The sequence below is a fragment of the Pseudomonas sp. RL genome, from assembly GCF_000647775.1.
In the GTDB taxonomy this organism is placed as follows: domain Bacteria; phylum Pseudomonadota; class Gammaproteobacteria; order Pseudomonadales; family Pseudomonadaceae; genus Serpens; species Serpens flexibilis.
The window spans coordinates 1-20,735 of the sequence record NZ_JBOY01000136.1; the positions used below are offsets into that span (position 1 = coordinate 1).

Consider the following 20,735-nt stretch of genomic DNA (forward strand, 5'->3'; position numbering starts at 1 on the left):
GGACTTCTGGCAGGTCGGCGGCTTCCTGGCCAGCTGGGTGATCGGCTACGGCATGGTGCAATCCGTTGCCCCGTATTTCACCGGCAAGCGCAGCGGCCGGGTTCCCGACGGCCGCGCCGCCATCGCCCTGGGCCTGCACAGCGCGCTGCTGGCGCAGGCGGTGCTGATCGGCGGCCTGCTGCTGGCGGCGCTGATTTCCATCGGCTTGCCGCGCCATGGCGCGGCGGCCAGAACCTGACGATGCAGGGAGACCGTGATGACTGAGACCAAGACCAAGATGACCTTCCAGGTGCGCTCCATTCGCCAGGATGCCCACGGCAGCGAAGCGCAGTGCAAGGACGCCCGCATTCAGTTGGACACTGACCTGGCCGGGCGGCGTGACGCCTTCAACCCGGCCGAGCTGCTGCTCGCCGCGTTGTCGGCCTGCATGATCAAGGGCATCGAGCGGGTCGTGCCGATCCTGAAGTTTTCCTTGCGCGGCGTGGAAGTGCGCATCGACGGGGTGCGCCAGGATGTGCCGCCGAGGATGGAGTCGATCCACTACGAGATCATCGTCGACACCGACGAGCCGGACCGGCGCCTCGACCTGTTGCACGAAAACGTCCGGAAGTACGGCACGGTTTTCAACACCGTCGCCCCCGGTACCGAACTGAGCGGCGTCCTGCGGCGCGGCTCGGTCCAGGAGTAGGGGCGGCACCTGATATACCCTCTGAGGGTATGTTGGGGCGCGACTCAACGCGACAGGTCTCTGAACGATGAAGGCTGTACAAGAGGCCGCGTTGGCCCCGGCGGGCAAAACGCCAACCCCGTCGTTCCCGCCCGGCGCCGGGCGGGCTACCCTGCGGATGCCGCCGACGCTCAGGAGAGCCCGCATGATCACCACCCTGATCGAGCACGTGACCCGCCAGCACATCGCCCTGCAGTCTGGCGCCGCCCGCCTGCGGGCCCGCACCGATAGCGAGGCGCTGCACGACATGCGCGTCGCCGTGCGTCGCCTGCGCAGTCTGTTACGACCGCTGCGCAGCCTGACGCCGTTCGCCGCCCTCGAAGCCGCCGCAGCCGCCTTCGGCCAGAAGAGCACCCCGCTGCGCGACAGCGAAGTCCTGCTGGAAGAACTGCGCCGGCGCGGCCATACCCGTCTTTCCAGCCGCCGCAAGGCCCTGGAACGTGGCTACGACAGCCTTCTGGCCGGTCCTGAACTGGCCCTGCTGCTGCAAACCCTGGATGCCTGGCCCGCCACCCTGCGCCTGGCGGTATGGCACGACGAACTGGGCGACCTGGCGCCGTACATCCGCAAGCGCCTGGCCCGCCAGCAACGGCGCCTCGGCCTGGCCCTGCGCGACCCCGAGCACGACCGCCACCGCCTGCGCGTGCTGATCAAGCGCGTGCGCTACGCCGCCGAAGCCTACCCGGTCCTCGCCGCACTGCCGAAAACCGCCGCCCGCCAGTTGAAAGCCGCCCAGGCCGCCCTCGGCGACTGGCACGACCACCTGCAATGGCTGCACCGCGCCGAAACCGAGCGCGACCTGCAGCCGTATTGCGAAACCTGGCGCCGTGCCCAGATCGCGGCCGAACGCCGTGCGGATCGTGCGCTGCAACCGTTGCTGGACGTGTTCACATAAGAGCGGAACGGGCCGGCGGTGAGCCCGCGCTGGGGCGGCGCGCGAAGCAGCCATCAACAACGCCCTCGCAATGCCCTCGCAATTGCTGCGATGAGCCGCAGCCCGTCTCCCGTATACTCCCGGCACACCTCATCCCAGGAGAGCACCATGTATCGCCCCGAAGATTTTCGTCTTGATGGTCAGGTTGCGGTCGTCACAGGCGCCGGCGCGGGCATCGGCCGGGCCATCGCGCAAACGTTCGCCGCCGCTGGCGCGGCGGTGCTGGTCAGCGACCTTTCGGTGGCGGCCGCCGAGGCGGTGCGTGACGAGATCATCGCCGCCGGCGGTCAGGCTGCCGCCCACGGGTGCGATATCACTGACGAGGCCCAGCTCGAACAACTGGTCGAGCGCTGCGTGGCCACCTTCGGCTCGCTCACGCTGCTGGTCAGCAATGCCGGTGGCGGCGGTCCGAAGCCCTTCGACATGCCGATGGCCGATTTCCGCCGCGCCTACGAACTGAACGTGTTCTCGCTGTTCCGCCTGGCCCAGCTGGCGGCGCCGCACATGGAGCGCGCCGGCGGCGGGGCGATGCTGGCGATCTCCTCGATGGCCGGCGACAACCGCAACCAGCGCATGGCCTCCTACGGCTCTTCCAAGGCGGCGGCCAACCACCTGGTCCGCAACATCGCCTTCGACCTGGGGCCGCGCGGTATCCGCGTCAACGGCATCGCCCCCGGCGCGACCCTTACCGATGCGCTGAAAAGCGTGCTCACCGAAGACATCCAGCGCCGCATGCTGGCGCACACACCGATCCAGCGGCTCGGCGAACCGCAGGACATGGCCAACGCCGCGTTGTTCCTCTGCTCGCCGGCGGCGGCCTGGATCAGCGGCCAGATCCTCACCGTCTCCGGCGGCGGCGTGCAGGAGCTGGACTGACCCACCCTGCGAGACGTGCTGATCATGAAGACCTAATACTTCGCCGCCGCCAGCCTGGACGGCTTCATCGCCACCGAGGACGACTCCCTGGACTGGCTGTTCCCCCTGGGCGATCTCGACGACTCCAGCTACCCGGCATTCATTGCCGAGGTCGGCGCGCTGGCCATGGGCGCGGCCACCTATGAGTGGCTGCTGCGCAATGCCGACGCGGTCACCGCTGAAACCGGCTCGCCCTGGCCCTACACGCAACCGGCCTGGGTCTTCACCCACCGCACGCTGCCGACCATCGAAGGCGCGGACATCCGCTTCGTGCACGGCGACGTGCGTCCGGCGCACGCCCAGATGCGCGCCGCCGCCGGCACCCGCAACCTCTGGATCGTCGGCGGCGGCGAACTTGCCGGCCAGTTCTACGACGCCGGCCTGCTGGACGAACTGATCATCCAGATCGGCTCCGTCACCCTCGGCCATGGCAAGCCGCTGTTTCCGCGTCGCGTACTGAGCCCGGTCCTGCGCCTGCTTTCCGTTCGCCAGATCGGCGCCGGCATGGCCGAACTGCGTTACGCGGTGGAGAAGGGCGGCGCTGAATAAGCGCGTTCCTTGCTACCGACTCGTACATCCTTGTGCATCGCTCGCCAACGGAACGACCAGCTCCGCAACCAGGCCGCCATCCGGGCGCGGCTTCAGGTTCAGGGTGCCGCCAAACCGTTCCAGGATGGCGCGAACGATCGAGATGCCCAGGCCGGCGCCGTCCTGGCGTTGGCGGCCCTGATCGCCCCGCCAGAAGCGGCGGCCGATCTGTGCCACCTGTTCCGGGCTCAAACCGGGGCCGCGATCGGCGATGTCGATGCGACAACGGTGATGCGCGTGCTCGACGTGCACGTCGACCTCGATGGCGTGCGGGGAATAGCGCATGGCGTTGTCCACCAGGTTGCGCACCGCGGTTTCCAGCATGGAGCGGGGCATGGGCGCGGCTGCATCCGTGCCGGTCGTGGACAGTCGTAGGCGGCCGGGCGCGGTGTGGTCGATCTGCATGATCACGCCAGTGACAGACTCGAGCACCGACTCGCAGCGGTCCGCCGGCGCGACGGGGGCTTCGGTGCGCGCCAGGATCGCCATCTGATCCAGGGTGTGTCGCAGGCGCTTCACGCCTTCTTCCGCATTGCTGAGCGAGGCCTGGGCGTCGGCACCTTCGGAGAGCCGGGCGACCTGCAGGTGCGTGTCGATCACCGTCAGCGGCGTGCGCAGCTCGTGCGCCGCGGCATCGGTAAAGGCCCGTTGGCTGGATAAGGTCCGGGACAGCCGCTCGAGCAGCCCGTTCATGGCGTCCAGCACGGTTCGCAGCTCCGCGGGCGCATGGGCCACGGCCAGCGGCGTGGTGTCGTCGATCTGCCGGGCGCGCAACTGCTGGCGCAGCCCGTTCAACGGCGACAGCCCCCGGCCGATGCCGATCCAGAGCGCGACCAGTCCGCCGAAGAGGGCAACCAGGAAGGGCACGCCCACTGCGGACAGCAGGTCCTTGATCAACTGGGTTCGCTGGTCCAGGCGATCCGCCGTCGTGATCTGGTAGCCGCCAGCGTTCAAGACATAAATGCGCCATTGCTCGCCTTGCACATCGCGGGTAGTGAACCCCGCGGGAAGGGCGTCGAATCCGCGATGCGCGCCAGAGGTGGTGCGGGCCAGGATCTCCCCGCGCAGCGTGCGTATCTCGCACTCGATCCCCTCGCCGCCACCGACCTGAACCGCATCGGCGAAATCGGCAGGCGTGGAATGAGGGGACAGCGCCGTTCGTTCCAGCAGACCCGCCACCATGCGGGCCGACATGGCGAGCCGACCGTCGAGGGTGCGCTCCAGGTTGGCTTCGGCGCCGCGCAGCATCCAGCCTGCGGCGGCGCCCCAGAGCAGCACCAGTGCGATGCCGGTGATCAGAACGGCGCGCAGGCGCAGGCTCATGGGGAGGGTCTCCAGCCAAGGCGATAGCCCAGGCCACGCGCGGTCTCGATTGCTGCGCTCCCCAGCTTGCGGCGGATGTTGTGGATGTGAACATTCAGGGCATTGCTGCCGATCTCCTCGCCCAGTCCGAACAGGCGCTCATTCAGCACCTGCGGCGTGACCCAGCGACCGTCGGCATCGGCCAGGTGCGTCAGCAGATCGATCTCGCGGCGTGACAGGGCAACGGATTCGCCGTGCAGCCAGGCAAGACCGCTCGCGGGTTCCAGGCGCAGCGGGCCGGCCGCGACGACTTGCGCGGCGCGTCCCTGGGTGCGTCGGACCAGGGCGTGCAGGCGGGCGGCCAGTTCCCGCAGATCGAACGGCTTGACCAGATAGTCGTCGGCGCCCTCGTGCAGCCCCTTCAGCCGATGCTCGATGGCATCACGGGCGGTAAGGATCAGCACCGGCAGGTGGGGGTCGACAGCGCGCAGCGTGGCCATCAGTTCCATTCCGTCGCGGTCGGGAAGGCCCAGATCGAGCACCAGCGCATGAAAGGTTTCTTCCAGGTGCGCGGTCTCCGCCGCCTGCGCGGTGCGTACGTGATGCGCGCCGATGCCGTGCTTGCTCAGCCCCGCCACGATGCCCTTGCCGATCAGCTCGTCATCTTCCACCAACAACACACGCATCCGGGTTTCACCTCCTCTGGACCAGGCGGCATGGTAAGCCACCGAGTCCCGGGGTGTTAGCGACTCGGCTCGGCGGCCGCTTTAGTTTCGTTTAATCGAACGCACGCATGATCCTCCCGACCTTGTTCAGGAGGATTCGGATAGTGTCCCGGTATCGAAGCGTTCTCGCGGTGTTCCTGTTGTGCTGCGCCAGCATCGGCAGCGTCTGGGCAAGTGGTGGCCTGTTCGCCTGGGACAAGCGCGCTCCTCAGTTCCTGGATGCAGACCAGGTCTTTACGCTGGCGCCGGTCCGGCAGGAGGGCGACGCGCTCACGGCCGCCGGTCTGGTTGCCGAGGGTTACTACCTCTACCGGCATGCCATCCGCCTGGTCGATGCCCAGGGTGGCGATATCCCCCTGGACCTGCCCGCGGGCGCGCCCAAGCACGACGAGTTCTTCGGCGATACCGAAATCTACACCGGGGATACCCTGCAGTTGCGCTTCCCCGCCGCGACCGCCGGGCCGCTGACGCTGCACTGGCAGGGATGTGCCGAGGACGGTATCTGCTATCCGCCGCAGACGCTCAGCGTGGCGCTGCCGGCGGGTGCCGCAGCAGGGGCCGGCGTGACGCCGCAGGCATCGCCCGTCCCGCCAACCGCCGCCCTGGCGGAGGATGAAGCGGCCGCGCGCCAGCTCGCAGCGCTGGGGCCCGTCGCCGGGACGTTGCTGTTCTTCGGCTTCGGTCTGCTGCTGGCCTTCACCCCCTGTACGTTGCCGATGATCCCGATCGTGTCGTCCATGGTTGTCGGCAGCCAGGCCGCCCCTCGACGGGCCCTGGGTCTGTCCCTTGCCTATGTACTGGCGATGGCGGCGGCCTATGCGGTGGTTGGTGTCATGGCCGGTCTGGCCGGCGCCAATCTCCAGGCCGCGCTGCAATCGCCCTGGCTGCTGGGGGCCTTCGCCGCCGTGTTTCTGCTTCTGGCCAGCTCGCTGTTCGGCCTGTTCGAGCTGCGCCTGCCGAGCGTTCTGGTGGAGCGCCTTTCGTCCTCGGGCGCAGGGAAGGGCGGTAGCCTGGGTGGCGCCGCGGTGCTGGGCGTTCTGTCGGCGCTGCTGGTCGGCCCCTGCATGACCGCGCCGCTGGCCGGAGCGCTGCTGTATATCGGGCAGACCGGCAGCGCCCTCTATGGTGGGCTGGTGCTGTTCGCGCTCGGTCTGGGCATGGGACTGCCCCTGCTGGCGATAGCGCTGTTCGGTGCCCGGGTCCTGCCGCGCCCCGGCCCCTGGATGGAACGGATTCGCATCGCCTTCGGCTACCTGATGGTCGGCATGGCGCTCATGATGCTGGCGCGCTTCCTGCCCGCCACGATCAGCCTGGCCCTGTGGGGCTTCTGGGCGCTGTCCGTGGCGATCGGACTGATTGCCTGGGCGCAGAGTCTGGCCGCGCGCCAGCGCCTGGCCTGGACGGTACGGGTGGGCGCGGCCATTTCCGGCGTGTGGTCGGTGCTCATGCTGGTGGGCGCGGCCTCGGGAGGCGACTCGGTGCTCCAGCCGCTCACGCACCTGCGAGGGGTCGAGACGGCGTCGGCGGCCGCGCGCGTGAACTACGTTGCGGCCAAATCCATCGAGGACGTGGACGCGCGCCTGGCGGAGGCCGCCGCCCGTGGCCAGTGGACGCTGATCGACTTTTACGCGGACTGGTGCGTGAGCTGCCATGTGATCGAGCGAAACGTCTTCGGCGATCCCGCCGTCGCGGCGCGGCTGGCCACCCTGCAGGTGCTGCGACCCGACGTGACGCGCAATGACGCGACGGATCAGGCCCTGCTCAAACACTGGGGCGTCATGGGGCCGCCGACGCTGATTCTGGTCGGCCCGGATGGCCAGGAGCGCCGCGCGTTGCGTGTGGTGGGCGAGGTCAGCGCCCGCGACTTCCTGAATCAACTGCTGGCGGCGGGCATCCGATGATCAGCGCGGGCCCTTTTTCGATCCAGGTGGTCATCCTCATCGTCGCCGTGTTGTTGGCCTGGGTAATAACGCGCAAGGTCGCGCAGCGACTGCCCGACACACCCGCCCGGCAGGCCGGCGGCCTGCTGCTCGACGCCGTGTTCTGGGGCCTGGTGGCCGCGCGGCTTGGCTACATCCTGCAGTGGTGGAGCGACTACGCGGCGTCGCCGCTGTCGATGATCGCCATCGGCGATGGCGGCTTTTCCGGGGGGAGCGGGGTGCTCGGCGGTGTGGCATTCGCCTGGTGGCGAACCCGAACGATGCCCCTGCTACGCCGCCCGCTGCTGGTGGGCAGCGCCGCCGGCGTGCTCAGTTGGTCTGCCGCCACAGGCGTGCTCGGCCTGATCCAGCTCGCGGTGGCGCCACCCTTGCCCGAGCTGCAGTTGAACCGCCTCGATGCGGACCCCGTGGTACTCAGCGAGTACACAGGGCGGCCGGTGGTGGTCAACCTGTGGGCCAGCTGGTGCCCACCTTGTCGTCGCGAAATGCCGGTGCTGGAGCAGGCTCAGTCCCATTACCCCGGCATCGCCATCGTCATGGTCAACCAGGGGGAAAGTGCTGCCCAGGCCCGCGACTTCCTGGCGCGCGAGCACCTGACCTTCCAGGAAAACCTGCTCGATCCCGCCGGCCGCCTCATGCGGGACATGGGCGCGCGCGGCCTGCCCACCACCCTGTTCTTCGATGCCCAGGGCCGGCTCGTGGACTCGCACGTGGGTGAACTCACCCGGGCGAGCCTGCGGGACACCCTGTCACGCCATTTCCAGCCCCTCACGATCAATACCGCCAAGGAGTGACCATGTTTGTACCGCGTTCGCGCTTCCCGAGCCTCTTCTCCGCAACCCTGCTGGCGATGGCGCTTCTGCCGGCGCATGCCGATGACCGGCCCGCAGCGCTGCAGATGCTGGAACGACAGGGGCTGACCATTGCCCAGGAATTCGACGTGGGTGGCGGCCTGCGGGCGTTTGCCGCGGCCGCGGGCGACCGCCCCGTCGCGGTGTATCTGACGGGCGATGGCAACGTCATCGTCGGCACGCGCCTGGATGCCAACGGCGCCGCGCTCGATGAGGCGACGCTGCAACGCCTGGTGGCCAAACCCATCAGTGACAAGGTCTGGGCCCAACTGGAGGCCGCGACCTGGGTACAGGACGGCAGCGCCGACGCGCCGCGCGTGGTGTACACCTTCAGCGACCCCAACTGCCCGTTCTGCAACCGCTTCTGGAAGGCGGCCCGACCCTGGGTGGACACCGGCAAGGTTCAGTTGCGGCACGTCATGGTGGGCATTCTCAAGGCGGACAGCCAGGCCAAGGCGGCGGCGATTCTCGACGCGGCCGATCCGTCCGCGGCTCTGCAGCAGAACGAGCAGGCCTTCGGCCGGGGCGGAATCACCCCGGCCAAGCGCACCTCCGACGAGGCGCGCACGGCGCTGGAGGACAACCAGATGCTGATGATGAGCCTGGGCTTCCGCGGCACTCCTGCGATCCTGGTGCGCGACAGCGAAGGCCTGGTCCAGAAGTACAACGGCATGCCGCAGCCGGCCGCGCTGGCCGAGATCATGGGGCCACGCTGAGGCCAATCCATGCGGCCCGCTTCCACGATGGAAGAGGGCCGCATGGCCGAACGGCGTTACGCGCTGGAGCTGGGTGGTGCTGAATACAGGCCAGGCCCGAACGATCAATCCGGACCTGCGACCTTTCAAGGATTGTTTCGCCCGCACCACCCGCGCTAACCTCCGGCCCATTCCCTCCGCTGGCAAAGGATTGCTGTCTTGCTGCGCCCCGTGCTCCACCCATCGCCCTTCCTTTGTTCGAGAACCGTCCCGCGACAGGGCTGGCGCCTGCGCGCGCGTGGGGCAGGGTGCGGGTTATATCGAATGCACGCGAATACGGGGTGGTGCGGAAGGGGAGCGGTAAGTGTTTTATTGAGAAGGGGATCGTCTCCGTGCGGGGAGGATCGAATGCGGAGTTATACCGAATCCACTGTTATTCGTTGGCGTGGATTCCATCTAGTCACTGTTAGACACACGAGGAGAAACCATGCACAAACTCCTGCTAATCGCCTTGGGCTTTCTCCTGTCTGAAGCAGTGCATGCCTCATCCCAAGAACCGGTGTGCCTGAAATATAAGAAAGAGTATGGGTGGTCCCCCAGCTATTCAGTTGAAGCAAAAATCATGAGCGGCTCAGACTTAAGCTCTGCCACTGGCAACTACACTCGCTTTAGAGCATTTTCTACCTATGCCGTTGTGTTCTGGAGTAACGATCAGGCAAGCATCCTAGAACTCCCTTCGAGCGCCCTAGGTAGCGTCCCGGCCTTTTCAACAAGCGTAAGGGATCAAGAAGGCAGGGAGTGGAAAATAAATCAAAGTAACGGCTTCTGCTTCTAGGAGTGTCTAACAATGCGCTCAACTGCCGCTCACTTTGTTCGCTGGACAGCCAAAAGCTGCGCTTTTGTCTGCCCGTTAGCTTAATCGTTATGTGCTTCCGAGAGGAAATTATGAATAATTTTATCTCAAAATTGGCTGTATTTATTTATGCCGGACTGTGCTTTTATCTTGCAATTCTTGGCATGCCTGCCGAGCTCGCTGGATTTATAATCGCTGGCGCTCTATCACTGGCTTTTCTCAATCTCGAATCTTTTGCTGAATTTAGTGGTGCGGGGTTCTCTGCAAAAACTAGAGAGAGAATAGATAAATTAGAGAAAGATATAGAACCTATAAAATCCAAGGAAACCGAACCAGAAGAAAAATCTGCGCCAAAAATAGCAGAAGAATTTGATCTTGGCTCAGATTCACTTAAAGTCCTGAAAGCACTAACAAATAGCAAATACTCATGGCGAACCATGAGAGGCCTTGAAAGTGAAACTAAATTTGAAAGTTCAAAGCTTGCTGGAGTGCTTCAAGAGCTAGAAGAAAAAAGTTTGGCAAGCAGCAGTAAGTCCTCTGCCGGAAAAACGATTTGGGGCGCTACTATGCGTGGGTATATTTTGGTGTCTTTAAACGAGTCCAGCACATAACAAGGCGCTACAGGCCGACGGCTAACTTTGTGCGCTTTCTGCGCGGTCGGTGTCGCTCCCATTTTCGCGCATAAAGCGCACAAAGTTAGCCGCGGCTGAGCGCGGCGTTATATTCTCCAGGGAGTTTGGTGAATGAGTTATACGTTCTTTTATGACGAATCCAACAATATTCGAAAGCTTTATCTCAAAGGAAGAAGCTTTAATACCGATTCACACTCTAATCCATCGCCCTGCTTTGTTCTCGCTGGAGTAGTGCGCGAAGATAATATTGCAGAAAGTGATATTAAAGAGCTTATAGATTCTCTCAAACTGCCGCCTACCGCAAAAGAATTGAAATTTAAACAAGTTGCGAAAGGTGGTTTCTTAGACAATCTTAAATCTGACAAACTGGTTATTATTTTAGAATGGTTGCTTGAAAGCGATTACTTTATTCATTATGACAATATCAATATGGAGTATTGGTCATTAGTAGATATTATTGATGATTGTTGTGAGCATGTAGATAAGTATGGCGGTTTGGACTATTCGCGTGCTGGAGGAAAGCGACCTTATCTTGATTATCATAAAGATGCACTTTATGAGCTTATGAAAAAGGATAAAGCCAACTTCCTTAGCTTGCTATCAAATTATGGTTATCCAAAGATCGAACCTAAAGACGCACCAGCCTTTAATAAAGGCTTAAATAAGTTGGCAAAAAAATACTCTAGACCAGAGGCAAGAGCGAGAAAGATTATAGACAAACGAACCTCGTTTAGCTTGTTGAGTCTTTCTAAGCTATTCGATATGTGTCGGAATATTGAAGAGTATTCTTTTGTTTATGATCATGATGCGGGGTCGTTGATTGATGGTTTTTCGATATTTTATAACCAAAGAGTAAAGCTCTTTGGTACATCAAAGCATGTATTAGACAATGAGTTTGAAATTCAAAAATGCTTCGAACGATATGAAAGCTTTGATAAAGAGCTTGCTGATGTGAATTATCAATTTGTTGATTCGAAATCATATCTTGAGGTGCAAGTTTCAGATGTGTTATGCGGTCTGTTTAAAAACTATTTCACGTTCATCAATAATCTAAAAATAAGTGATTTAGATTCAGTTAAATCATCATTAACAAGATCCCAGCGACATTGCTTGCAGCTAATATCCAATCTGATCTCAAAATCAGATGAGAAAAATAAGGAATTTCTCTTTTACGTCATGTCAATGGGTGAGCATGAGAAGCATAAACGATTCATGTTCGGAGAATATAACAAGTCAAATCACGCGGATGCAGCATAGCTGCACCGGTGTTTGAAGCGTTAGATTTTTCAATTCGGAGAAATACGTATGTCCAGCCCTCTTCCAGACCAAGCAGCTCAAACAATCGCAGTTTTGACAGCCTGTCTCGTGCAAACCATAGGAAAGACAAACCCAGAGTTTATTCCCGCATTTGAGCAGAGCCTCCAGGAAATGTACGCAAACATCCGAGACAATAGTTATTTTCCATCTGAAACCTTGCAGGCGGTGAAACTGGTAGAAGGTTTATTGAAGAACTCATAATGCGTCAACTTTCCCTCGCTTCCTTTGCTGGTCAGTAATAGCTGCGTTTTTGACCGCCAGCTATCTCAATCGTTGGGTATTCCATATGATTAAAGAGCTGAAAATACATTTCCTTCACAAAGGCTCAAAGCGAAAGGAAAACGGGGAAATTGAAGTTTACGAAATAGAGATTACTGGTGAGTCAATTGAAAAAGCTATTGCACTTCAGGTGAAACCCGGTCACTTAATTTCAAACATCTCAATGAAACGAATTCTTTTGGACAGAAAAATATTTTATTCAGCCAGCAAAAATGAGCACACTCAAACAATTCAAAGAATGTTTGAAAATTCACCATGCAAAATCTAACAATTGGTTCAAACCGTTCGCTTCGCTCACTGGGACGGACTAAAGCCGGCCCCTTAACCAAACGTTGAGGCTGTAGAAAAACCTACTGCCAGCCTCTTCAGCGACTGATACGCTCGCACCCATTCAAATCGCAGGGAGGCGCAGGGTGATGCCTCGGTTCAAGACCGTTCACAAGGGACTCAAGCTTCTGCCCATCGACTTCGACAAGCAGCTGCTGCCCGGCACGTTCGAGCACGCCCTGTGTTATCTGGTCGATCACGAACTGGACCTGTCCGACTTCCACGCGCGTTACCGCAACAGCATCGAAGGCGCTCCAGCCTACGATCCGGCGGTACTCCTGAAAATCGTCCTGCTGGCCTACAGCCGCGGCATCATCAGCAGCCGCCAGATGGAGGTCGCCTGCCGCGACCATGTGCTGTTCATGGCCGTCTCCGGCGACAGCCAGCCGCACTTCACCACGCTGGCCCAGTTCGTCTCGAGCATGGGCGACCTGGCCGCCAAGCTGTTTGCCCAGGTACTCGCGGTCTGTGACCGTCAGGGCCTGATCGGGCGGGAGATGTTCGCCATCGACGGGGTCAAGCTGCCGAGCAACGCCAGCAAGTCGCGCAGCGGCACCCGCGCCGACTTCCTGCGCCATGCCGAGAAGATGGAAAAGGCAGCGCAGGCGATGATCGAATGCCAGCGCCAGTGCGACAAGCAGCCCGAGGACGAGGCCCAACGAGCGGCGCGCCGGCTGGAGCGCCTGCAGGCCGATGCCCGCCAGCTGCGCGCCTGGCTCAACGAGCACCCCGAGGATCGCAAGGGCGCCAAGGGGCGTATCAACCTGTCCAACCGCACCGATAACGAATCGGCCAAGATGGCCACCGGCAAGGGCGTGATCCAGGGCTACACCGGTGTCGCCGCCGTGGACGAGAAGGCGCAGATCATCGTCGACGCCCAGGCACACGGCACCGGCTCGGAACAGGCGCTGCTCGAACCCGTCATCGACGCCACAAACGCGCTGCGCGGTGCCGACACCTGCTACACCGCCGATGCCGGCTACCACAGCCGCCAGGCGCTGGAACATCTGGAGGCTGCGGGCATTACCGCCTTCATTCCCGACAACGGCTACCGCAAGCGCGACCCGCGCTACGCCGGCCAGGAACACCACACCGCAAAGCCCGACCCGCTCTGGGACAAGCGTCCGAAGCGGGTCAGCAGCCGCTGCTACACCCCGGCCGACTTCCACTTCGATGCCCAGCACAAGACCTGCATCTGCCCGGCAGGCAAGCAGCTCTATGGCAACGGCAGCCACTGCCTGATCAAGGGCCAGCCGGCGATCAAGTTCAAGGGCGCGCTGCGCGACTGCCTGAGCTGCCTGCAACGCAAGCAGTGCCTGCGCACACCGGAAAAGACTGCTGCGCGCCAGGTGGCGTTCTTCCTGCCGAAGACCGAGCGGGACGATGCCCTGGTCCGTATGCGCCGCCGTATCGACAGTGACGCCGGCCGCACGATGATCACCCGCCGCTTTGCGACCGTGGAACCGGTGTTCGGCAACCTGCGCCACAACAAGCGTCTGGATCGCTTCAGCTTGCGCGGGCGGCATAAAGTCGATGGGCAATGGAAGCTCTACTGCATGACGCACAACATCGAGAAACTGGCCAATCGCGGAGCCTGGACATGAGCCAGAACCCTCAGAGAATGCCCTTGATGCGCTCCAGCGACTCGATTTCGGCTACCGGCCGGTCCACACAACGTAAACAACCCCGGATAACCCATGCCCCGACACTTGCTCGGTCACTTGAAAAAAGTGCCGTGAGCGCTGAAGGGATGGGTGTTTTTGGGGTTTTTCTACAGCTTCGTTATGTTCTTGTGGCCGGGTAAACATTGAAAAATCGTGAATGGCTAAAAACGATTGAGCCGTTTCAATGGAGGCGGCACTCGTTGCGTTACAAGAGTTGCAAATGGCCGGCGATACCAAGGAGCGAGTTCCGCTCTTTTATTGTAAGGATTTGCATCAAAGAATTACGCAGCTGGCCAGGCCCGACAAGAAGCTACTGGCGCATAAAACGGGCCGCTGCCGTACGATTTTTTGAACGCAAGTGGGGCCATGTTCCGCAAGTACTCCACGGTAGGAACATCCCTGAAATTCCGTATCTTTACAGGTCTGAGGGATGGGCGGAATGGGCGAGGTCGTAAACATAACCATACGCGTCAGGCGACGTGCACTGCTGCGCAGCGCACGCAGCTGCGCTCAGCGTTAGGCAATTGTGGAATTGAGCAAAGGAACTAAGGCTGCACTATGGGTCGGAAGCATTTGCTTAATGCACGTTATCGGCATGCTCGCATTTGGAGATTTCATCTATGCTGGCATGTACAAGGCACCCGATGATCCTTATGGTATCTCCGATATCATCGAACTATTTCTGGCGTGTCTGTTTATGTTCTTTCTCGTGCTTTCGGTTTTTTATCTCTCGCGTTGTTTTTTAAAGGGGGAATGCAAAGCAAGAAGTCTGCAGTTTTCCTTGTGGTGTTTTGCATTTTTCTTATTATCAGCTAGCCGTCCCTTCGCCAACTTGCGGCTAGGTGGGGTAGTTAAATGACTAACAGGGCGCTCAAGTTCGTTCCGGTCCATTGGGCCCCCATCGGGCAGCCACTGCTGCGCAGCGGCTGCCGGTTAGCTATTCGTTATGAGGAGAGATAGTTTGAGGGTTTTTCTCGGCTTTGCAATTTTTCTGATTATAGCTGCGGCCATTTTCCCATTTGTTCTAATGCGCGGTATTAATCTGGTTACGCCATACAAAACGCAGACTATTTTGTACAGAAGTATCGAAGACCCTGATGTGACAATTGAGTTCCAAATGAAGGATGTGGGAGGTAGGGGATATCTTAAGCGCGTAGTGCAGATCGAGCCTGGATTTTTTTGGGACCGTGCCACTGGTGTTGATTTAGAAGCTGTTGACCAAAGTCAATGGCGCCGAGTTGATGAGGATGTCAATGAACATGGGCTTAAGTGGTGAAAGAGATCATGTCGTGTTCTTTGCGGCAGGCATACATAGTTCCCGCTCGTTCCCCGCTACAAATTGGTCCGCTGCGTCGGGGCGTTAAGGCCGTAGCAAAACCTGCTGTCAGCCTCCCAGCCATAAGGGCACGCATTGATTTATTCAATTAGCCAAGCTCCCGAGTACCCCATGCTCACATCATCCTGGAACCGCTGCTGGTCTGGCATCGAAGCGCAAGGCGATGGCGTTGCGCTCATGCATCGACTCGTCTCCGCCTATCAGGAGCCGCAGCGCAAGTACCACACGCTCCAGCACCTTTCGGAGTGCCTGATGCTGCTGTCGCAGCATCGCGGTTTGGCGGTCGAGCCGGACGAGGTTGAGATGGCGCTCTGGTTCCATGACGCAATCTACGATGTCATGGCCCATGACAACGAGGCGCGAAGCGCGGAGTGGGCGGCTCGCGCGCTTTCTGATGCTGGCGTGCCCGCAGCCCGCATTGAAAGAGTCGTCCAGCACATCCTGGCTACCCGCCATTCCGTATTGCCTGAGGGGCGGGATCAGGAACTGCTCGTCGATATCGATCTGGCGATCCTGGGGGCGGAACGTTTGCGTTTCCAGGCGTTCGAGCGGCAGGTCCGGGAGGAATACGCGTGGGTGCCCGAGCCCCTGTTCAGGCAGAAGCGGGCGGAGGTTCTGGAGGGTTTTCTAGGCCGCCCCCAGCTCTATAGAACCCCGGCGTTGCGCGAGGCGCTGGAGGCGCAGGCCCGCGTGAACCTGGCGGGTGCTATTGCGGTTCTGCGCGGCGCGGGTTGAGTGACGGGGACGTTTTACGCCGGCTTTCCCGTGGCCAACCCCCCGTTCTTTCGCCTTCATCCCGTTTTGCCAAACCCGACTGTGACCTGCTTGTCTCCTTGCAGCAGGCAGGCTGGAACTCGCTTCGTTCGCTGTGTTCTATAGCGGCCAGACTCCCCCCTGGCTCCCCTCCCTATGAAGATGAAACGCCCGTCAGGCAACGCTTCGTTGTTTGCCCTGGCCCTCCTGCTGACTTCCGTGACTACCGTAGCGAGGGCGGACGTGCTCACGCCGATCAGGACCGCTGCGGACCATGGCGCTTGTGTGGTCGAGCATCAGGGCGCGCAGGAGCCGGCCATTGCGCTCGCCGCGTCGGCCTACGATCTGGTCGGTATCGACCAGCGTGAGGTCGTGGGGCTGATCGAGCGGTTCCTGGGGCATGGGTGTTCCATTCATGAGGCCGACAGCCAGGGCGTGTCGCCCCTCAACGTGGCCGTGCTGACCGCCGAGCCGGACCTGCTGGCGTATCTGCTGCGGGCAGGGGGCGAGCCCGACTTGATCATCACCGGCGCTCGGCCCTGGGCGAATGGCCGCAACAGCCTCGAGTTCGCGCAGCTGCTGTACGAGATCGATTCGAGCCCCGTCCGGAGGCAGATCGTCGAGATTCTCAGCCACCGCCAATAGACGGTTCCGCTTCAGCCATCGGTAGGCAAGGCTGCGCCGTTGCCTACCCTACGGTTCTGCGCGCCACTCCCACACCCCCGCATCGCCCTCGATCAGCTTCCCCACATTGCCCAGTTCGGCGCATTCCCGTTCCAGGGTGTCGCGCAGCCATTGGCGGTCGTGCGCGCTCGGCGCTTCCAGCCGCAGGTGGCGCAGGCGCACGGGCGCCAGTTGCAGGCGGCTCAGGCGGACCTCATCGTCGAGTTCGGGGAAGTACAGCAGCGTCAGCTCGCTGCGAAAGCCCTCGTGGCCTTCGATGCCTTCGTAGTCGTTGATCAGGTCGCCGCAGCCGTAGAGGATCAGCCGCCCGTGATGGATCTCGAAGCCCTTGGGGTGGTGGGAGGAGTGGCCGTAGACCAGATCGACGCCGGCCTCGTCGATCAGGCGGTGGGCGAAGCGGCGTTGTTCCTCGGGGACGATGTAGCCCCAGTTGCCGCCCCAGTGGATCGACAGCAGCACCCGGTCGCCGGGCTGGCGCGCGGCCTGCACCTGGTGGGCGAGGTGCGCGAGGCGAACGTTGTCCAGTTCCGCCAGCCGCGCCACGCCGGGGCGCCGGGCGCCGGCGGCCCAGTCGCTCGGCACGCCGCAGTCGTCGGTGGCGCGGGCGAACAGCAGCAGGCGCCGGTCATCCTCCAGCGGAAAGATCGCCGGCGCCTCGGCTTCGGCCAGGTCGTGGCCGGCGCCGGCGTGGCGCAGGGCGCGGTGCTCCAGGTGGGTGAGGGTGTCGCGCAGGCCGTCCGGGCCCCAGTCCAGCACGTGGTTGTTGGCCAGCACGCAGCCGTCTATGGCGGCGGCCTCGAGCAGCGGCAGGTTGCCCGGGTGCAGGCGGTAGTGAATGCCCTTGGCTGCGGGCCGGCCGCGCGCGGTGACGGCGCATTCCAGATTGATCAGCCGCAGGTCGGGGCGCTGCCGCGCCAGGATGTCCAGCGCCACGCCCCACACATAGGCGAAGTCCACCGGGCGCGGCACCAGGCCGTTCTTGCTCTCGGCCAGGCGCACGTAGTCGCGGGCGTCGTTCATCCAGGGTTCGTACAGGCGCGGGTCGCCGGCATGCGGCAGGATCTGGTCGATGCCGCGCGCCGGCATCACATCGCCAGCCAGGAACAGGCGCAGGGTCATGGCGCATCTCCGCGTGGGTTATTGAAGTGAGACTACGGCCGGCGCCGCTTGGCACAGACGCAGTAGCGCGCGGACAGTCGGAACCGAACCTGCGACTTTGCGCGCATTGTTTCGCCCGTACCGCTCGGGCTAACCTCCGGGCCATTCCCTCCGCTGGCAAAGGATTGCTGTCTTGCTGCGCTTCTTGTTTCACCCATTTCGCTGCGATTTATCCGGAACCGTGTTTCGACCGGGGCTGGCGGTTGCCTGCGTTTTGTCCAGAAGGTGGTGCGGGTTATATGGAATGCAAGCGAATACGGAGTGGGTCTGTGGGGGAGGGGTAAGGGCTTGGCTTGAAAGGGGTTTCGCTCGGGAAGCGTTAGAAGGCGAGCGGAGTTATACCGAATCCACTGTTATCCGTTAGCATGGGTTCCATCTAATCACTGTTAGAGCTCGCCATGCCAACTTTATACATCTATGTAGATGGTTCAGACCTTGAAGCCTATGAAGCCGTGTTGATATCAGCCTTCACGCAATTGGCTGCTAAGTGGTCAAGCGTGGGAGCGCTTCTGGTAAATATGCAGCACCCGAGAGCACCTAGCATGCGTCCGGATGATGCCTCGGACTGGGACCTTGGTGTGAACCTACCTTTGGAAAACTTTGGTGAAGCTCAGGCAGCTGATCTCATACCTTTCGCAAAGACGTTCTCCTTGCAAACAGATCAAGAGTTCGTAGTTGGTATCGCTTCAGAAAATGGCATCACAGAGGATCTCGTCTTCTTGGGGGCGCAGGCTGGAGAGCGAGAGTTCCAGATGCTGCGTAAGTACGCAGCTGGGTTCTAACAATTCGTTTAATCCGACCCGCTAAAGCGGTCGGCTTAACTCAGCGTTATATACAAATTCAAAAGTTGCGCAGAGGCCACCATTTGAACGATTTCTTCGACACAAATTACGAAAGCACAAGATTAAACCAGCTTTCTAAGCAGTGCCTTTCGGATGTAAAAATTACGGGCGAAATATATTTCGGAGCCATTGGCGGAGAAAATCGACTAGATTTTGCATCATGGTTTTTTAACAACGAAGCGCAAGAAAAAATTAACGAATCGGGCTACAAAGATTTTCTTCTAAATTTACTGGACTCGCTAATAATCTATCGCAGCAATCACAAGCAAGAATTTTCACGCTCAGGAATTGTAAAAATTAAAGAGTCGCTAGCCTCAATAGAATGGATTAAAGACGGTGAAGCAGAGGCTCTTGCAGACATCAAAAAGAGCACCATCCTGCAATGACAATTCAAGAAATCACTTCAGTAATTGACAAAACAAATTTTTATACCGCAATTGAAGATTTATTCATCCCTTTTCCTGAAAAGATAACTTGCGTATCTGAAGAAGGCTTTCGCAGGGTGTACGACTCGGAACATGCAAAAGAAGCAAAAAACATAGTTTATCTATTTCGCTGCGAGAAAAAAATTAGCCGCCTGAAAGGCGAAAGCAACATAATTTATATTGGCCAAACAAAGCATAGCTTCTACAAACGCTACCACCCTCACGCAAAGCTTCATGCAACATCCCCGGCCAACTCCCTAAAATTCTCGCACATCATAGAAAATTACGGCCCAATTAGTATATCAACATGTAGCTTCTTAAAGTTTGGAGAGAATATTTTACTAGCTGAGGGTCAATTGCTGTGGTGGTATTTTCAAAATCATTGCGAATATCCGCCTGTTAACTACACAAAAACAAAAGTAAGGAACAGTGCGGTTTGCGTATAACAATGCGCTCAACTGTCGCTCACTTCGTTCGCTGAACGTCCAAAAGCTGCGCTTTTGGCCGCCCGTTAGCTTAATCGTTATGCCAACAAGGGAGGTAGAGAAGAACCATGAAGAAGAGCATCCTAATCGGCGTGGTTGCCATGTCGCTTGCCGGTTGTTACGAGCAAGCGCCAACGGGGCAGGCGTGTCTCGGAGCGGACAATGACTCGTTGGTGGAGGGCCTGGGAGGCGTTTGCAAGAAGGGTGATATCGTTGCAACCAAAAACCCAGCGCATTTCTGTGACTTCAACTACTCGGTTACGTTTAACGGCTACAATTCCGCTTTCTGTGTTTACGTCGGGGAGCAGAGAGAGTCAAGGTCAAAGTAGCGCAATAAAAAACTCAGAAAAGGAGAAAATAGAGTGAAATCTGGAGTCGTTACTATATTTTCGGCGGGTATGCTCCTGGTGGCTTCCGTGGGTTCGGCTGACGCCGCCGAGTATCTTGGTCTTGGGCTTGGGGACCAGACACGAGATCAAGTCATCGCCTCATTGAAGAAGGCGGGTTCACGATTTGAAGACAATTACGGTTACAAGGGGTATGGCAGCGATTTGCCAATGATCAAAGTCGGGTCGTTCGAGAGATTTAATAAGTTTGGTCCAGTACGCGAGGCGTGGCTTAGCTTCGCTCCTGACAAGAAGCTGTACGATATTTCCGTAACTTGGTCCGACACCGGAGAAACCTTTAAGACGCTGAAAGATGCATTGGATACGAAGTATGGTGCTGCATCTCCTCAGGGTATGGGGTTTCAGCAAGATTACAAGTATCGGGATGGTAATGTCGATATCGTCCTGAATCGGAACACGTTCGGCTTCGGTAATCAGCAAAGTACTTCGTTGTCGTACACATTTACGCCTGCCCTGCAGGAAGTACGAAAAATGAAGGAGCTGATCGAGGACGACATCAGGCAAAAGAACGCCAAGAAGGCCGCCTCCGACTTATAGGCATAACAACGCCATGAACTCGGACAGCCAGAAGCGCCGCTCCTTCGTCGCGTCGCTTTTGGCTGCCGGTTATGGCGAACGTTGCCCAGACAATATGACGCAATGTAGTAGGTGAACTGTTGAACAGAATGAAGCGCCACGCCGGTACGTCGCTCATGCCAAGGGCGATGGGCCCGGCGATGCGTAAATCCGTACATGAAGCGCACGCCGATGATCACCCCCACCTGAAAGCGCAGGTAAGCGCTCCATAAACCCCATCTACAAATGACCCGCCGTCTTCAGGATGCTGCGCTCCCCATTTTCCATTGGAGCCCGCCATCCATGATGCGTCCCGACGCCAAGGTCCAGAAGGTCTACCT

At 59.9% G+C, this 20,735-nt stretch carries 24 protein-coding genes and 1 pseudogene; 22 read left to right on the forward strand and 3 right to left on the reverse strand.

Going from position 1 to position 20,735, the window contains the following annotated elements:
• The 5 genes and pseudogenes from AS93_RS19630 to AS93_RS19635 form a co-directional block, all read left to right on the forward strand.
• A pseudogene (locus tag AS93_RS19630) lies at positions 1 to 238 on the forward strand (MFS transporter); the annotation flags it as partial.
• Positions 239 to 256: 18 nt separating this feature from the next.
• Positions 257 to 688, forward strand: a complete 432-nt coding sequence (locus tag AS93_RS0116450; RefSeq protein ID WP_027591613.1) for an OsmC family protein — start codon at positions 257 to 259, stop codon at positions 686 to 688.
• Positions 689 to 872: 184 nt separating this feature from the next.
• Positions 873 to 1,622, forward strand: coding sequence for a CHAD domain-containing protein (locus tag AS93_RS0116455; protein WP_027591614.1), 750 nt, complete (start codon positions 873 to 875; stop codon positions 1,620 to 1,622).
• 147 nt (positions 1,623 to 1,769) lie between these two features.
• Positions 1,770 to 2,537 carry a 7-alpha-hydroxysteroid dehydrogenase gene (hdhA, locus tag AS93_RS0116460; protein ID WP_027591615.1) on the forward strand — a complete coding sequence of 256 codons (768 nt, stop codon included), beginning with the start codon at positions 1,770 to 1,772 and terminating at the stop codon, positions 2,535 to 2,537.
• A 165-nt stretch (positions 2,538 to 2,702) separates the two neighbouring features.
• On the forward strand, positions 2,703 to 3,125 hold the full coding sequence (locus tag AS93_RS19635) for a dihydrofolate reductase family protein (protein WP_343203274.1): 423 nt from the start codon (positions 2,703 to 2,705) through the stop codon (positions 3,123 to 3,125).
• A gap of 12 nt (positions 3,126 to 3,137) precedes the next feature.
• On the opposite strand, the gene AS93_RS0116470 is transcribed toward AS93_RS19635, so the two are convergent.
• Together AS93_RS0116470 and AS93_RS0116475 are read right to left on the reverse strand one after the other, a co-directional pair.
• Complete coding sequence (locus tag AS93_RS0116470; protein WP_027591616.1) at positions 3,138 to 4,487, reverse strand: ATP-binding protein; 1,350 nt, start codon at positions 4,485 to 4,487, stop codon at positions 3,138 to 3,140.
• Positions 4,484 to 5,152: a response regulator gene (locus AS93_RS0116475; RefSeq protein ID WP_027591617.1), complete on the reverse strand. Its 669-nt coding sequence runs from the start codon at positions 5,150 to 5,152 to the stop codon at positions 4,484 to 4,486. The genes AS93_RS0116470 and AS93_RS0116475 overlap by 4 nt, the downstream gene beginning before the upstream one ends.
• A 143-nt stretch (positions 5,153 to 5,295) precedes the next feature.
• Between AS93_RS0116475 and dsbD the strand changes: the two genes are divergently transcribed.
• The 13 genes from dsbD to AS93_RS0116515 all read left to right on the forward strand — a co-directional run bounded on the left by dsbD (position 5,296) and on the right by AS93_RS0116515 (position 16,483).
• Positions 5,296 to 7,092: a protein-disulfide reductase DsbD gene (gene dsbD / locus AS93_RS0116480; RefSeq protein ID WP_027591618.1), complete on the forward strand. Its 1,797-nt coding sequence runs from the start codon at positions 5,296 to 5,298 to the stop codon at positions 7,090 to 7,092.
• Entirely contained in the window at positions 7,089 to 7,925 is an 837-nt protein-coding gene (locus tag AS93_RS0116485) for a TlpA disulfide reductase family protein (RefSeq protein ID WP_027591619.1), read from the forward strand. Before dsbD ends, AS93_RS0116485 begins: the two co-directional genes overlap by 4 nt.
• Positions 7,926 to 7,927: 2 nt before the next feature.
• Positions 7,928 to 8,698, forward strand: coding sequence for a thiol:disulfide interchange protein DsbG (dsbG, locus tag AS93_RS0116490; RefSeq protein WP_027591620.1), 771 nt, complete (start codon positions 7,928 to 7,930; stop codon positions 8,696 to 8,698).
• Positions 8,699 to 9,164: 466 nt separating this feature from the next.
• The gene (locus AS93_RS20705; RefSeq protein ID WP_155956170.1) at positions 9,165 to 9,512 is read left to right on the forward strand and encodes a hypothetical protein; all 348 of its coding nucleotides are present in this window, start codon (positions 9,165 to 9,167) and stop codon (positions 9,510 to 9,512) included.
• Between the two features lie 110 nt (positions 9,513 to 9,622).
• A complete protein-coding gene (locus AS93_RS20710) occupies positions 9,623 to 10,141 on the forward strand; it encodes a hypothetical protein (protein WP_155956171.1) in 519 nt (172 codons plus the stop codon).
• Positions 10,142 to 10,273: 132 nt separating this feature from the next.
• On the forward strand, positions 10,274 to 11,419 hold the full coding sequence (locus AS93_RS20715) for a DUF3800 domain-containing protein (protein ID WP_155956172.1): 1,146 nt from the start codon (positions 10,274 to 10,276) through the stop codon (positions 11,417 to 11,419).
• A 48-nt stretch (positions 11,420 to 11,467) separates the two neighbouring features.
• The gene (locus tag AS93_RS20720; RefSeq protein WP_155956173.1) at positions 11,468 to 11,680 is read left to right on the forward strand and encodes a hypothetical protein; all 213 of its coding nucleotides are present in this window, start codon (positions 11,468 to 11,470) and stop codon (positions 11,678 to 11,680) included.
• 85 nt (positions 11,681 to 11,765) lie between these two features.
• Complete coding sequence (locus tag AS93_RS20725) at positions 11,766 to 12,026, forward strand: hypothetical protein (protein WP_155956174.1); 261 nt, start codon at positions 11,766 to 11,768, stop codon at positions 12,024 to 12,026.
• Between the two features lie 148 nt (positions 12,027 to 12,174).
• Positions 12,175 to 13,689 (forward strand): transposase, encoded by a 1,515-nt coding sequence (locus AS93_RS0116500; protein ID WP_027591621.1) that lies wholly within the window; start codon positions 12,175 to 12,177, stop codon positions 13,687 to 13,689.
• A 640-nt stretch (positions 13,690 to 14,329) separates the two neighbouring features.
• A complete protein-coding gene (locus AS93_RS20410) occupies positions 14,330 to 14,608 on the forward strand; it encodes a hypothetical protein (RefSeq protein WP_218185756.1) in 279 nt (92 codons plus the stop codon).
• A gap of 102 nt (positions 14,609 to 14,710) precedes the next feature.
• Positions 14,711 to 15,025, forward strand: a complete 315-nt coding sequence (locus tag AS93_RS20730) for a hypothetical protein (RefSeq protein ID WP_155956175.1) — start codon at positions 14,711 to 14,713, stop codon at positions 15,023 to 15,025.
• A 171-nt stretch (positions 15,026 to 15,196) separates the two neighbouring features.
• Positions 15,197 to 15,820, forward strand: coding sequence for an N-methyl-D-aspartate receptor NMDAR2C subunit (locus AS93_RS0116510; protein ID WP_027591622.1), 624 nt, complete (start codon positions 15,197 to 15,199; stop codon positions 15,818 to 15,820).
• A 174-nt stretch (positions 15,821 to 15,994) separates the two neighbouring features.
• A complete protein-coding gene (locus AS93_RS0116515; protein WP_027591623.1) occupies positions 15,995 to 16,483 on the forward strand; it encodes an ankyrin repeat domain-containing protein in 489 nt (162 codons plus the stop codon).
• A gap of 48 nt (positions 16,484 to 16,531) precedes the next feature.
• Here AS93_RS0116515 and AS93_RS0116520 read toward each other — a convergent pair whose 3' ends face one another.
• The gene (locus AS93_RS0116520) at positions 16,532 to 17,641 is read right to left on the reverse strand and encodes a CapA family protein (RefSeq protein WP_027591624.1); all 1,110 of its coding nucleotides are present in this window, start codon (positions 17,639 to 17,641) and stop codon (positions 16,532 to 16,534) included.
• Positions 17,642 to 18,078: 437 nt separating this feature from the next.
• Here AS93_RS0116520 and AS93_RS0116525 point away from each other — a divergent pair, with 437 nt between their 5' ends.
• The 4 genes from AS93_RS0116525 to AS93_RS0116535 all read left to right on the forward strand — a co-directional run bounded on the left by AS93_RS0116525 (position 18,079) and on the right by AS93_RS0116535 (position 20,376).
• Positions 18,079 to 18,462 (forward strand): hypothetical protein, encoded by a 384-nt coding sequence (locus AS93_RS0116525; RefSeq protein ID WP_051587518.1) that lies wholly within the window; start codon positions 18,079 to 18,081, stop codon positions 18,460 to 18,462.
• An 83-nt stretch (positions 18,463 to 18,545) separates the two neighbouring features.
• A complete protein-coding gene (locus AS93_RS20735) occupies positions 18,546 to 18,908 on the forward strand; it encodes a hypothetical protein (RefSeq protein ID WP_155956176.1) in 363 nt (120 codons plus the stop codon).
• The gene (locus tag AS93_RS20740) at positions 18,905 to 19,393 is read left to right on the forward strand and encodes a hypothetical protein (protein WP_155956177.1); all 489 of its coding nucleotides are present in this window, start codon (positions 18,905 to 18,907) and stop codon (positions 19,391 to 19,393) included. Before AS93_RS20735 ends, AS93_RS20740 begins: the two co-directional genes overlap by 4 nt.
• Positions 19,394 to 19,794: 401 nt before the next feature.
• Entirely contained in the window at positions 19,795 to 20,376 is a 582-nt protein-coding gene (locus AS93_RS0116535; RefSeq protein WP_139326684.1) for a hypothetical protein, read from the forward strand.
• Positions 20,377 to 20,735 lie beyond the last annotated feature (359 nt).